Below are 12216 nucleotides of genomic sequence, written 5' to 3'. Positions count from 1 at the left end.
TGGCCGCTGCTGGGCTGGTGGTCGCATGTCGTGATCGATGTGTTCACCCATTCGGCCGAGTTTTTTCCTTCACCCGTGCTCTACCCGCTGACCTACTGGGGATTCGACGGTGTCGCCTGGAACCGACCGGGCTTTCTCTGGGCGAACTACCTGGCTTTGGCAGGGGTCTGGGCCTGGCTGGTGTGGCGCGAGCGCGAAGGCTGACGAAGCTGAAGGCTCAGCCGCCGCAGCTGAGCGCGGCCGCCTGCAACGGTTTCAAACCATCGGCCTGCGTCACGACAAACACCACCCGCTGACCGGTGGCCCCGCTCAGGCTCAGCGTGTGTTGTTTGGCCTGGTTGGCGGCCCAGGGTGGCACCGGTTGGTAGAGCCGCACCACGTGGTCGTTGCGCAAGGTCTCCCCAGCGTTTTCGCCCCGCGTGACTTCGCTCTTCTGATCGTCCTGCAGCACCGCCCAGTAGCCACCCAGGTTGGCCGTGCCTTTGCCCGCGCCGATCTGTGCCGTCACCTGCTGACCTTCGCGCACCAGGCGCAGGCTGGGCACATCCGGAGCGGGCAGGGCAGCCAGCTGATCAGCACGTTGGCCGCGCCACCCCCGGTGGTCTTCGCCGTTGAGCACCACCTGCGGCGTGTAGACGTATTTGCCGCGAATCGCTTCCTTGATCTGGCGCTGCCGCTCGGTGGTCTGCGGCGTGGCAAACGGGTCCTTCCAGCCCAGGTGGTTCCAGTAGTTCACATGGAAACCCAGCGCGATCACGCCCGGCTGATTCTTCAGGCCCGAGAGCCAACGGTCGGCGGGCGGGCAGGAGCTGCAGCCTTGTGAGGTATAGAGCTCGACCACCGCCGGCGGTCGCGCCCCCGCCGTCACTTCGCAAGTGCCCGCGGGGGCGGTCAGGGACATCAGCGCGAGGCTGGCGAAAAGCAGGGGGTGATGGACGCGGTTCATGGGCTTCTCCAGTGGCATGGAGCCTGGGTCGCGCTGCGCCGTCAGAACTTACACCCGAGTCCCACCGACGTGGCTGCACGGAAGCCAGGTGACCTCAACGATCCAGGATTTGCACCGAACGCAGCGGTGTCAGAGGCAACGTGGCTGCAGGCAGCGCCATGTCGCGTTGCTGCATCACCGCGCGCAAGCGGTCGGGTCGGTCGGTGATCAGGCCGTCCACCCCCCAGTCCATCAGCCGCTCCATGTCGGCGGCCTCGTTGACGGTCCAGGGAATCACGCGCAGCCGAAGTTCACGCGCCCGCCGCAGCGCGGTCTGGCTGAGGTTGCTGTGGTGCGGTGACCAGATCTTGCCGCCTGCGCTGGCGACCTGGTCGGGCGTGCTCTCAAAGTTGTCTCGTTTGAGGCCCAGTGTCCACTCGCCATTGCTCACGGTGTCGAATCGCGGCAGCTGGGCAGTGAGGTAGGCGGTGGGAATTTCGGGCTCGAGCTGCTGCGCGATCTGCAACGTGCGCCAGTCGAAGCTCTGCAGGTTGACGCGGCGCTCCATACCGTGGGCACGCACTACCTCGACGATGGCGCGCACGAACGCCTCGGGCGTGGCCGAGGGCACGGGACTGTCGGGCCGCAGCTTGGTCTCGATATTGAAGCGAACGCGATCGGCGCCGAGCTGGCGTACCCGCTCGAACAGGTCGGCGAGGGTGGGTATGCGCTCGCCGTCGCGCGGCACCTGATCGGCAAAATCGCGCGCGTAGCGGCTGAGCGGGTTGATACGACCCACATCCCAGGCTTGCAGCTCCAGCGCGGTGAGCTGGTGGATGGCCTGGTTGCGCTCCTGCAGCCAGCGTCCACTTGCATCGCGCGTGATGTCCGGATTGAGCATCGGGTCGTGCGAGATCATTGGTATGCCGTCGGCGCTGATCACCACATCCAGCTCCAGCGTGCTCACACCCAGCGCCAGCGCCTGCTCGAAGCCGGCCAGTGTGTTCTCTGGAGCCAGACCTCGCGCACCCCGGTGGCCCTGCAGGTCGAAGGCCACCGCCTGGCCCCATGCCAGGAGCAGGACCATGCCGAGGGCGTTGCCCAGGCGAGATCCGAGTCGGCGGGACGCGGTCAAAGTGAGGCAGGGCTGGAATGGCATGGTGCTGGACACGATTGTGGCAGCCCAGCCCATCCGCGTGCGAGCGCGGGTCTTGCCGCGCAGCGCGTCAATGGCCGAGGATCTTGGACAGAAAGTCCTTGCTGCGTTCGTTCTGCGGGTTGTTGAAGAACGCTTCGGGCGTGTTCTCCTCCACGATCTGTCCCTGATCCATGAAGATCACGCGATCGGCCACAGCTTTGGCAAAGCCCATCTCGTGCGTGACGCAAATCATGGTGATGCCCTGGTCCGCCATTTCCACCATCACGTCCAGCACTTCCTTGATCATTTCCGGGTCGAGCGCCGAGGTGGGCTCGTCGAACAGCATGATCTTGGGCGTCAGGCACAGTGCACGCGCGATGGCCACCCGCTGTTGCTGGCCGCCCGAGAGTTGCAGCGGATACTTGGCCGCCTGCTCCGCGATCCGCACGCGCTCGAGCTGCTGCATGGCTCGCTCCTCAGCTTCCTTCTTCGGCATCTTGCCGACCCACATGGGCGAGAGCGTGAGGTTTTCCAACACCGTGAGGTGGGGGAACAGGTTGAATTGTTGAAACACCATGCCGACGTTCTTGCGCACCTTGTCGATGGCTTTCACGTCGTCGGTGAGTTCGATGCCGTCGACCGTGAGGTGGCCTTGCTGGTGCTCTTCGAGGCGGTTGATGCATCGGATCAAGGTGGATTTGCCCGAGCCGGACGGCCCGCAGACCACGATACGTTCTCCCTTGGCGACGTCGAGGTCGATGTCGCGCAGAACGTGGAAATCGTTGCCGTACCACTTGTTGACCTTGTCGAACTTGATGATGGATTCTTGGGGCATGGTGATCGATCCTTAGCGTGCCTTGCTGGCCGAGAGTTGCTTCTCAACCCACAGGCTGTAGCGAGACATAGAAATGCAGAAGATGAAGTAGATGAAGGTGATGAACAGGTAGGCCTCGATCTTGAAGGGGCGCCAGTTCACGTCGGAGTTGAGTGCCAGTGACATGGCACCTACCAGCTCGTAGAGCGAGACGATGAACACCAGCGAGGTGTCCTTGAAGATGGAGATGAAGTTGCCCATCATGCTGGGTACCGTCATGGCCAGGGCCTGTGGCAACACGATCTTGCGCTGCGTCTGCCAGTAGGACAGGCCCAGCGTGTCAGCCGCTTCGAGCTGACCCTTGGGCAAGGCCTGCAAGCCGCCCCGGATGATTTCCGCCATGTAGGCGGCGGCAAACAGTGTGATGCCAGCCACCACACGCACCAGCACGTCGATCGTCACGCCTTGCGGCATGAACAGCGGGAACATGAACGAGGCCATGAAGAGCACCGAGATCAGCGGCACGCCTCGGATCAGCTCGATGTAAACGATGCAGACCGAGCGGATGGCGGGCAGGTTGCTGCGCCGGCCCAGTGCCACCATGATCGAAATCGGGAACGCCAGGAAGATGGAGAGAGTGGCCAGCATGACGGTCAGTGGCAGGCCACCCCAGACGTCGGTGCGCACCGGCTCCAGGCCCAGAACGCCGCCGCCCATGAGGGTGAAAAACACGGTTAGCACGCCGACCCACATGATGGCCAGCCACGGCTTCCAGAAGTAGCGCATGCAGCTCAACACCAGGGCGCCGATCATGATGGACGTGGCCAGCAGCGGACGCCAGTGCTCTTCGTACGGGAAACGCCCGAACAGAATGAGCCGGTACTTTTCGGTCACCACGCCCCAGCAGGCGCCGGTGCCGCGTGCCGCCTGACAGGCATCCGCGTCGGCGCGAACGACCGAATTAAAGATGCTCCAGTTGGCCAGGCTCGGCAGCACGTAGAGCACCAGGCCGATGACGAAGAGGGTGGTGAGCGAGCTGCGCCAGTCGTTGAACAGGTTGCGCCGTACCCAGGGCACCACCCCGGTGACTTTGACCGGCGACGGACGGGGGGCGATGGGGGAGAAGGTGTCGGCCATGGCTTCAACGCTCCTTGATGGCCATGCGCTGGTTGTACCAGTTCATGAAGGCCGAGGTGGACAGCGACGTCGTCAGGTACACCAGCATGATGATGGCGATGCACTCCACCGCGCGACCACTCTGGTTGATGGTGGTGTTGGCAATCGACACCACGTCGGGGTAGCCTACGGCCACCGCCAGTGACGAGTTTTTCGTCAGGTTGAGGTACTGGTTGGTCATCGGCGGAATGATCACGCGCAAGGCCTGCGGCAGCACCACCAGGTTCATGCTCTGTTTCTGATTCAGCCCGAGCGCCGACGCCGCTTCCACCTGGCCTGCGCTGACCGACTGGATGCCGCTGCGCACCACTTCGGCGATGAATGCGGCGGTGTAAATCGTCAACCCGATCAGCACCGCCATGAATTCGGGCGTTGCGGCCACGCCACCGTCCACCATGAAGACGAGTTGCTCGGGCACATTCCATGTCATGGGCATGCCAGCCACCGCCCATCCCGCCACGGCGAAGACCAGAACCAACGCGGCTGGGCCCCAGATCCGGTTGCTGTCCTGTCCGGTGAGTTCAAAGTGCTTCTGCTTCCTGTCGCGCCAGAACCAGGCGCCGACCAGACCGATGGCGGCACCGGCCAGCACATGCCCCACACCTTCGGTGGGAAAAGGAAGCGAGAGGCCGCCCTTGCTCAGAAAGAACAGGTCGGCCAGGTTCCAGGCCTCGTTGGAGGGCGGCAGCACCTCGATGAAGATCAGGTACCACATGAGCAGCTGCAGCAGGATGGGCACGTTGCGGAACAGCTCCACATAGCCATAGCACAGGCCACGCACCAGCGCGTTGCGCGAGAAACGACCCACGCCAATCAGCACGCCCACCAGCGTGGTCAGCACGATGCCGATCACGGCCACCTTGAGGGTGTTGAGCACGCCCACCCAGATCGCTTTGCCGTAGCTTTCGCTGGGCTGGTACTCGATCAGGGTTTCACCAATGTCGAAGCCAGCGGTAGAGCCCAGGAAATCCCAGCCGCTTTCGATGCCGCGGATGCGCATGTTCTCCTGCATGTTGTGCCAGAGAAACCAGACGCCAGCCGCAACCAGCGCGAGAGTCACGACCTGAAAGATGATGCCGCGGGTTGCGCGACTGTTGAGCGACCACGCTCGTTTGGGAGGGGGCGGTTGTTGGTTCAATGCGGCCTCACGATCGGGGGGACGGAGAAAACGGAGAGGGGTGCAAAACAGGCCTTGGACATATCTGTGTACAAGGCCTGCTTGGGATGCGAAAGACCCTCGCCGACTGGCCAACATCAGCAGTCAGACGAGGATCGGAGGTGCCGTTTCTAGCGGACAGGCGGGGCGTACATCAGGCCGCCGTTGCTCCACAGGTTGTTCATGCCACGCGGCAGGCCAATGGCGGTCTTGGGGCCGACATGGCGCTCAAACTGCTCGCCGTAGTTGCCAACTGCCTTGATGGCCCGCAGCGCCCATTCCTTGTCCAGACCCAGGAACTTGCCCGTGTCTTCGGTGCCCGCACCCACCAGACGCATGATGTTGGGATTGGTGCTGCTCTTCATGGAGTCGGCATTGGCCTGGGTGACGCCGTAGTCTTCGGCTTCGATCAGGGCATAACCCACCCATTTCACGATGGCGAAGAAATCGTCGTCGCCACGGCGGACCACCGGGCCCAGCGGCTCCTTGGACACCAGCTCGGGCAGGATCACGTGATCGGCCGGGTTGGTGGTTTCCTTGGCACGGATCGAGGCCAGGCCCGAGGCGTCGGTGGTGTAGGCCTGGCAACGGCCAGCCACGTAGGCAGCGGTGGCGGCCTCCACTTTCTCAAACACGATGGGTTTGAGGTCGAGCTTGTTGGCGCGCGAGTAGTCGCTCAGGTTCAGCTCGGTTGTGGTGCCGGACTGCACGCACACGGTGGCGCCCTTGAGCTTCTTGGCGCTGTTGACGTTGAGCTTTTTGGGCACCATGAAAGCCTGGCCGTCGTAAAAGTTCACGCCGGTGAAGCTCAGGCCCAGCGACGCGTCGCGGGTCAGCGTCCAGGTGGTGTTGCGTGCCAGCATGTCGACCTCGCCGGACTGCAGGGCGGTGAAGCGCTGCTGGGCCGTCAGGGGCACGAAGCGCACCTTGTTGGCGTCACTCAGAATAGCCGCGGCCACGGCACGGCAGACGTCAACGTCCATGCCGCTCCACTTGCCCTGGCTGTCGGCTGCGGAAAATCCGGCCAGGCCGGTGTTCACGCCACAAATCAGCTCACCGCGTTTCTTGATTGCGTCAAGGTCTTTGCCGGCATGGGCCGGCATGCTGATCAGGGTGGTGGCTGCTGCGCCAGCCGCCAGGGCCAGCTTCATTGATTTCAATCTCATCGACTCTCTCCGTTGGTATGAATCAGGGTGGATCACAGGTTCATGGCGCACCAGATCGGTGCGATCTGAAGCCGCTTAAAGACTGTATTCCCGCCTCAAGTGCCCTCGCATCGGGGTTTACGTGGGCACTTCATGCGAAAAATGCATATCAAGACAACAGTCCGCCGTGCGGAACGCCTGTACCAAAACTTACGCAGAATCCGTGCCACCGGCGGATCCGCGGTCTTGAGGTCTCAGCTGCGACATGGGCGCATTTCGCTCGCGCTGGGGTCGCCGTATGCTCTGGCGCAAACAACAGCGACAGGAGACCAGCCCATGCCCGATGCCCATGCTCCCGAGGCGATGGCGGAGCGAGCGCACCACCGTTTCTGGCCCAAGCGGCTGCCACGCAGCATCCGCCCACCGCAGACCTCGCTCTGGTTCAACCTGGTGGTCAGCGCCCAGCGCTACCCGGACAAACCGGCGCTGGTGTTTTTTGACCGCCAGATAAGCTACCGCGAGCTGCACGACCAGGCCGAGCGCGTCGCGGCGCACCTGCAGGCCCAGGGTGTGGAGGCCGGCGACCGGGTGATCCTGCTGATGCAGAACTGTCCGCAGTGGGTGGTGGCGTACTACGCCATCCTGCGCGCCAACGCGGTGGTGGTGCCGGTGAACCCGATGAACCGGGCCGAAGAGCTCAAGCACTACATTACAGACCCGGATGCGCGGGTTGCCATCTGCGCCGCCGACCTCGCGCCCGACCTGCTCAAGGCCAGTGCTGAGCAGCCCGCCGAGCAGCGCCTGCGGCATGTGCTGGTGAGCCATTACAGCGATGCGATGGGCCCGGCCGCCGAGGTACCCGATGCCTGGCAGACCTGGCTCGGCACCCGCCACCCGCTACCCGAGTTGCCCGGTGGCCAGGTGAGCGACTGGCGCGATGCGCTCGCCACGGCTCAGGCGCCCGGCGTCCACGATCGAACTCCCGAAGACCTGTGTGTGCTGCCCTACACCAGCGGCACCACCGGTTTGCCCAAAGGCTGTATGCACACTCACGCCAGCATCGCGCACAACGCCATGGCGAGTTGCCTCTGGGGCAACAGCACTGCGGAGTCGGTCACGCTGCTGGTAGTGCCGCTGTTTCACATCACCGGCATGGTGACCGGCATGCACGCCGGCATCTACGCGGGTGCCACTATCGTAGTCATGCCGCGGTGGGACCGCGAGCTCGCCGGGCGGCTGATCTCGAGCTGGCGCGTGACCAGCTGGACCAACATTCCCACCATGGTGATCGACCTGCTGGCCAGTCCCCGGTTCTCCGAGTATGACCTCTCCAGCCTGGCCTACATTGGAGGTGGGGGCGCGGCGATGCCGCAGGCCGTGGCGCAGCGGCTGCAGGACGCCTACGCCCTGCGCTACGCCGAAGGCTACGGCCTCACCGAAACCGCCGCACCCTCGCACAGCAACCCGCCCGATGCGCCCAAGCAGCAGTGCCTGGGTGTGCCCTTCGTCAGCGTGGACGCGCGCGTGGTGAACCCCGACACGCTGCAGGAAATGCCAGTGGGCGAGCCGGGGGAGATCATCATGCGCGGGCCTTCGGTGTTCTCAGGCTACTGGAAGCGGCCCGACGCCACAGAGGCAGCGTTCGTGATGTTCGACGGGCAGCTCTATTTCCGATCGGGTGACCTGGGGCGGGTGGATGAAGACGGCTACTTCTTCATCACCGACCGCTTGAAGCGCATGATCAACGCCAGTGGCTTCAAGGTCTGGCCGGCCGAGGTGGAGGCGCTGATGTTCCGCCACCCGGCGATCGCTGAGGCCTGTGTCATCGGCACCCAGGACGCCTACCGCGGCGAGAGCGTGAAAGCGGTGGTGGTGTTGCGCGGCGAGGCCCGGGGTCGGGTCAGCGAGCAGGACATCATCGCCTGGTGTCACGAGAACATGGCGGTCTACAAGGCGCCGCGCGTGGTGCAGTTTGTCGAGGCCTTGCCCAAAAGCGGTAGCGGCAAGGTGATGTGGCGCCTGCTGCAGGAGCAGGAGCCTGCGGCCTGAGGTTTCGCTCGCTCCCCGCGCTCTGCGATGCGCGGCAAAATAGGGCATGCCATCGACGGACAACCCCTTGCAGCGCGCCTTCGCACGCCTCTGGCAGCCGCGGCGTCCTCTGTTCTGGCTCATGCTGGCGTTCAACGCCTTGTCATCGGTGCTGGCGTGGATGCTCCATTTGCTGCAACCCACCGGCGGCCTGCTGATCGTGCTGACGCTGCTGGCCCTGGCCAATGTGTTCATGGGCTGGTGGCTGCTGTCGATTCTTTGGCGCGAAAGCGCTCCTCCCCCCCTTTCAGGAGACTCCCATGTTCAAAGCCCTGCTGGTCAACAAGACCGATGACGCCGGATACCACTGCAAGCTGAGCGAGCTCGATGAGGCCCAGCTGCCCGCTAGCGGCGATGTGACTGTGCGCGTCGAGTGGTCCACCATCAACTACAAAGATGGCCTGGCCATTACCGGTAAGGCACCGGTGGTGCGCAGCTTTCCGCTGGTGCCCGGGATCGACTTCGCCGGCGTGGTGACCGCCAGCGACCACCCAAAATGGAAAGCGGGTGACCGCGTGGTGCTTAACGGCTTTGGTGTGGGCGAGAGCCACTGGGGCGGGCTGTCTCAGATGGCGCGCGTCAAAGGTGACTGGCTGGTGGCCTTGCCCGACGCCTTGAGCGCGCGCGAGGCCATGGCCATCGGCACCGCTGGCTACACCGCCATGTTGTGCGTGATGGCCTTGCAGCGCCATTGGGACGCGGCTGGTGTGAAGCCCGGCAGTGGCGAGGTGCTGGTCACCGGCGCGGGCGGTGGCGTGGGCGGTGTGGCGATCGCGCTGCTCGCGGCCATGGGCCACACCGTGGTGGCATCGACCGGGCGGCTGGAAGAGAGCGACTACCTCAAGGGGCTGGGCGCAACCGAGGTGATGGACCGGGCCGGCCTCAGCGCGGCGGGCAAGCCGCTGCAGAAAGAGCGCTGGATCGGCGTGGTGGATTCGGTGGGCAGCCACACCCTGGCCAATGCTTGCGCCAGCACCCGCTACGGCGGCGCCGTGGCCGCCTGCGGCCTGGCCCAGGGCATGGACTTCCCCTCGTCGGTCGCACCCTTCATCTTGCGCGGTGTCACGCTCTACGGGATTGACAGCGTGATGGCACCGCTCGAAAAACGCCAGGCCGCGTGGCAACGCCTCGCCACCGACCTGGATCGAGGGAAACTGGGCGCCATCACGAAAGAAGTGGGTCTTGCCGAGGCCTTGACGGCGGCACCCGACATCTTGGCCGGCAAGGTCCGCGGCCGACTGGTGGTCAACGTCAACTCCTGATCACACCAAACGGCGGAGCCGCGAGTCACATCCGCAGGATGAGGCTCGCGAGGGGGTCTATTCAACGGGCACGATGTGCCGGTACGCGTGCCACGTCGCGTGGCCGATCACCGGTCCGGCGATCAGCAGACCCAAGAACCACGGCAGCATGGACACGCCGATCACAATCGTGATCAGTGCGCCCCAGATCAGCATCGCGCCCGGATTTTGCAGGCAGGCGCGGATGCTTGTGAGGCCAGCGGACACGGCGTCGGTCTGGCGGTCCATGATCATCGGAATCGAAACGACGCTGGTGACAAAGATCAGGCCGGCGAAGACCGCTCCCACCACGGAGTAGGTGATGAGAAAGCCGATGTTTTCCCAGGCAAAGATGTGGGCCAACAGATTGCTGTCGGGCAGGTTGTTGAACGAGACTGCAAACACCACCATCGACGCGCGGCCCCACAGCATTTCCAGGATCAGCAGCACGCCGGCAAAAATGCCCATCGCGCCCTTGGTGGGGCGCCACGCGGTGAGCGAGGCACTCAGCGAAGGGCGGTGGCTGTGGGTCTGCATGGCCTTGCTAGCGTCATAGAGCCCGAGGCATAGGAAAGGGCCGAGCAACAGAAAACCTGCGCTCAGCGCCAGCACATAGGCCGGCGCCCGTTCAAACACGGCCAGCAGTGCATGGCCCATGGCAAAAAAGCACAAGCCGTAAAACAGGCCGATGCGCGGGCAGCGCTTGAAGTCCAGCCAGCCCAGCCGCAGCCAGATGAACGGGTCGCTGGCCTTCAGATTCGCCAACTTTAGGTCGAACACCGAAGCCCGGTGGGGCTCGGTGCCGTTGTCGGCGTCTGAGGTGGGGCTTTCGGTGGGGGCAGCGGGCTCGGCGTCACCGTGCGCTTGCTCCCCGGCTTGCATTGCGCGGGCCATGGCGGTCTCCTGTGTGTAGACCAATATAACCAGCGCCGAATATTCGACGCACATGGTTTACCCCGAATCGGGGTTCAGCGGGCTGTAGTCTTCGCGCTTCAAACAGGTAATCGCCGATGCGGGCTGTCTGCCTGGCCTCGCAGGTGCATGGCCAGGGCCGCGTCCAGTGACTGGTTGTGCTTGACGAACCAGGTCGCCAGTTCCTGGGCCATTTCGCGCACTGGCGACAGCTCACCTCGGCGGGTCATGGCTAACCCGTCGCGTAACAGGTTCAGCACCACACGGTGCTGCAGCATGTGGTCGGTGGCGCCGGTAAAGTGTGTCTTGCGCATCCACTGGTTTTCGCGCTCGAAGCGCTGCGCAGTGTGGTCGATGACCTCGGACCAGGCGCTGGGCAATTGCGCGTCGGTGGCTCTCTGGGCCTGCCCAAGTAGGGCCACGAATTCGCGGTGCACCAGATCCATGGGTTCAAAACCCAGCACCAGGGCATCGGACCATTCCAGGGTGTTCATTTCGGACTCCTCTTGCACTGAGGTTCCGAGCTTCGCAGCGAGCGCTCGCCAGGGTTTTGATCCAGCGCAGAAACGGGTCGCTTCGTGGGCGAACCCGCCGCCGCGCTGCGCACCGGTACACTGCCCGGCCATGATGCCCCTGGAACCCGCGCCCCCCTGCACACCGGTCGATGCCCTGGTGCCGACCCTTCGCTCCCAAGGCTTTGCAGTGCTTGGCGCGGACGACGTGCGGCACTGGCTGAGCGCCGAGGCCGACCAGCTCAGCCAGCTGCATAGCAGCTGGAACGACCTGCCCAGCGACGCCTACCTGAAAGACGGCGGCCACTACCGGCGCCGGCGCCACAGCTGCTTTGTGGTCGACGGTGAGAGCGTGACGCAAGTGCCGCACCGGCCCCACTGGCAACCCCTGGCCTACAACGCCTTGCACGGCGGCATGCAGCGCTGGTTCGAGCCCATGGCCGAGGCGGTGGTGAAACACCCCCTGTGGCAGCGCCTGCTGCTTCGCCTGGGCGAAACCGCCAGCGGCTTGCGTGGCGCCCAGCCCTGGTTTGTGGAAGCGCACCCGTTTCGCATCGACACCACAGACGGCATCGGCCGGCCCACGCCCGAGGGCGCGCACCGCGACGGCGTGGACCTCGTGGCCGTGTTCATGCTGGGTCGCCAGGGCATCAAGGGCGCCGAGACGCGCGTGTTCGAAGCCAACGGCCCCAGCGGCCAGCGCTTCACGCTGCGCGACCCCTGGTCGGTCCTTCTGCTGGATGACGAGCGCGTGATCCACGAAAGTACCCCCATCCAGCCGCTGGAAGACGGCACGCTGGGCTGGCGCGACACCCTGGTGCTGACCTACCGGCGCGGTGGGTTTCAGGGGGATTGAGCGGGGCGGATCTGGCGTCGCCAGCTGCTGCGAGCTTAGGCGCCCATGAGTCCCGGTTCGGCGCGGTCAGTCGCTGGTCGTGGGGCGAACCATCGCCAAGAGGAGTCGGTTAGGTAACCTGATCGACCGTCCCATACAGTTAAGGCTTGTGTGACACCTGCCCAGCCGCACAGGCGGTCGAGGACCCTCAACGCTATCGGGCAGGTGTTGCATA

The 12216-nt window shown here is 64.5% G+C and carries 13 protein-coding genes; 5 read left to right on the top strand and 8 right to left on the bottom strand.

Annotated features, from left to right (window positions below; genetic code table 11):
• Window positions 1–204: hypothetical protein (locus GPT34_RS17125; RefSeq protein ID WP_291015091.1), on the top strand; the 204-nt coding region annotated here is incomplete at its 5' end.
• A 13-nt stretch (window positions 205–217) separates the two neighbouring features.
• On the opposite strand, the gene GPT34_RS17120 is transcribed toward GPT34_RS17125, so the two are convergent.
• The 6 genes from GPT34_RS17120 to GPT34_RS17095 all read right to left on the bottom strand — a co-directional run bounded on the left by GPT34_RS17120 (window position 218) and on the right by GPT34_RS17095 (window position 6375).
• Window positions 218–946 (bottom strand): DUF1223 domain-containing protein, encoded by a 729-nt coding sequence (locus GPT34_RS17120; protein ID WP_291015089.1) that lies wholly within the window; start codon window positions 944–946, stop codon window positions 218–220.
• 94 nt (window positions 947–1040) lie between these two features.
• Window positions 1041–2084, bottom strand: coding sequence for a glycerophosphodiester phosphodiesterase (locus GPT34_RS17115; RefSeq protein ID WP_291015087.1), 1044 nt, complete (start codon window positions 2082–2084; stop codon window positions 1041–1043).
• Between the two features lie 67 nt (window positions 2085–2151).
• A complete protein-coding gene (locus GPT34_RS17110) occupies window positions 2152–2898 on the bottom strand; it encodes an amino acid ABC transporter ATP-binding protein (protein ID WP_291015085.1) in 747 nt (248 codons plus the stop codon).
• Window positions 2899–2910: 12 nt separating this feature from the next.
• Window positions 2911–4014, bottom strand: coding sequence for an amino acid ABC transporter permease (locus GPT34_RS17105; protein WP_291015083.1), 1104 nt, complete (start codon window positions 4012–4014; stop codon window positions 2911–2913).
• Between the two features lie 4 nt (window positions 4015–4018).
• Window positions 4019–5113 carry an ABC transporter permease subunit gene (locus tag GPT34_RS17100; RefSeq protein ID WP_291015081.1) on the bottom strand — a complete coding sequence of 365 codons (1095 nt, stop codon included), beginning with the start codon at window positions 5111–5113 and terminating at the stop codon, window positions 4019–4021.
• A 227-nt stretch (window positions 5114–5340) separates the two neighbouring features.
• The gene (locus GPT34_RS17095) at window positions 5341–6375 is read right to left on the bottom strand and encodes an amino acid ABC transporter substrate-binding protein (RefSeq protein WP_291015079.1); all 1035 of its coding nucleotides are present in this window, start codon (window positions 6373–6375) and stop codon (window positions 5341–5343) included.
• 315 nt (window positions 6376–6690) lie between these two features.
• On the opposite strand from GPT34_RS17095, the gene GPT34_RS17090 reads away from it, so the two are divergent.
• The 3 genes from GPT34_RS17090 to GPT34_RS17080 are packed head-to-tail and all read left to right on the top strand — an operon-like array spanning window position 6691 to window position 9704.
• Complete coding sequence (locus GPT34_RS17090) at window positions 6691–8403, top strand: long-chain fatty acid--CoA ligase (protein ID WP_291015077.1); 1713 nt, start codon at window positions 6691–6693, stop codon at window positions 8401–8403.
• Window positions 8404–8449: 46 nt separating this feature from the next.
• Entirely contained in the window at window positions 8450–8737 is a 288-nt protein-coding gene (locus tag GPT34_RS17085; protein ID WP_291015075.1) for a hypothetical protein, read from the top strand.
• Window positions 8703–9704, top strand: coding sequence for an MDR family oxidoreductase (locus GPT34_RS17080; RefSeq protein WP_291015073.1), 1002 nt, complete (start codon window positions 8703–8705; stop codon window positions 9702–9704). Before GPT34_RS17085 ends, GPT34_RS17080 begins: the two co-directional genes overlap by 35 nt.
• Before the next feature lie 57 nt (window positions 9705–9761).
• Here the strand turns inward: GPT34_RS17080 and GPT34_RS17075 are convergent, their stop codons facing one another.
• Both GPT34_RS17075 and GPT34_RS17070 read right to left on the bottom strand, forming a co-directional pair.
• A complete protein-coding gene (locus tag GPT34_RS17075; protein ID WP_291015071.1) occupies window positions 9762–10616 on the bottom strand; it encodes a DUF2189 domain-containing protein in 855 nt (284 codons plus the stop codon).
• 98 nt (window positions 10617–10714) lie between these two features.
• The gene (locus GPT34_RS17070; RefSeq protein ID WP_291015069.1) at window positions 10715–11128 is read right to left on the bottom strand and encodes a hemerythrin domain-containing protein; all 414 of its coding nucleotides are present in this window, start codon (window positions 11126–11128) and stop codon (window positions 10715–10717) included.
• A gap of 130 nt (window positions 11129–11258) precedes the next feature.
• On the opposite strand from GPT34_RS17070, the gene GPT34_RS17065 reads away from it, so the two are divergent.
• Window positions 11259–12002 carry a 2OG-Fe dioxygenase family protein gene (locus GPT34_RS17065; protein ID WP_291015067.1) on the top strand — a complete coding sequence of 248 codons (744 nt, stop codon included), beginning with the start codon at window positions 11259–11261 and terminating at the stop codon, window positions 12000–12002.
• Window positions 12003–12216 lie beyond the last annotated feature (214 nt).

Source organism: Hydrogenophaga sp. (assembly GCF_011390835.1).
GTDB lineage: Bacteria > Pseudomonadota > Gammaproteobacteria > Burkholderiales > Burkholderiaceae_C > Hydrogenophaga.
This window is presented reverse-complemented; position numbering and strand designations above follow the sequence as displayed.

Coding starts and splice junctions, on each gene's coding strand:
- GPT34_RS17120 (WP_291015089.1), bottom strand. CDS start 946: ATGAACCGCGTCCATCACCCCCTGCTTTTCGCCAGCCTCGCGCTGATG.
- GPT34_RS17115 (WP_291015087.1), bottom strand. CDS start 2,084: ATGCCATTCCAGCCCTGCCTCACTTTGACCGCGTCCCGCCGACTCGGA.
- GPT34_RS17110 (WP_291015085.1), bottom strand. CDS start 2,898: ATGCCCCAAGAATCCATCATCAAGTTCGACAAGGTCAACAAGTGGTAC.
- GPT34_RS17105 (WP_291015083.1), bottom strand. CDS start 4,014: ATGGCCGACACCTTCTCCCCCATCGCCCCCCGTCCGTCGCCGGTCAAA.
- GPT34_RS17095 (WP_291015079.1), bottom strand. CDS start 6,375: ATGAGATTGAAATCAATGAAGCTGGCCCTGGCGGCTGGCGCAGCAGCC.
- GPT34_RS17090 (WP_291015077.1), top strand. CDS start 6,691: ATGCCCGATGCCCATGCTCCCGAGGCGATGGCGGAGCGAGCGCACCAC.
- GPT34_RS17085 (WP_291015075.1), top strand. CDS start 8,450: ATGCCATCGACGGACAACCCCTTGCAGCGCGCCTTCGCACGCCTCTGG.
- GPT34_RS17080 (WP_291015073.1), top strand. CDS start 8,703: ATGTTCAAAGCCCTGCTGGTCAACAAGACCGATGACGCCGGATACCAC.
- GPT34_RS17075 (WP_291015071.1), bottom strand. CDS start 10,616: ATGGCCCGCGCAATGCAAGCCGGGGAGCAAGCGCACGGTGACGCCGAG.
- GPT34_RS17070 (WP_291015069.1), bottom strand. CDS start 11,128: ATGAACACCCTGGAATGGTCCGATGCCCTGGTGCTGGGTTTTGAACCC.
- GPT34_RS17065 (WP_291015067.1), top strand. CDS start 11,259: ATGATGCCCCTGGAACCCGCGCCCCCCTGCACACCGGTCGATGCCCTG.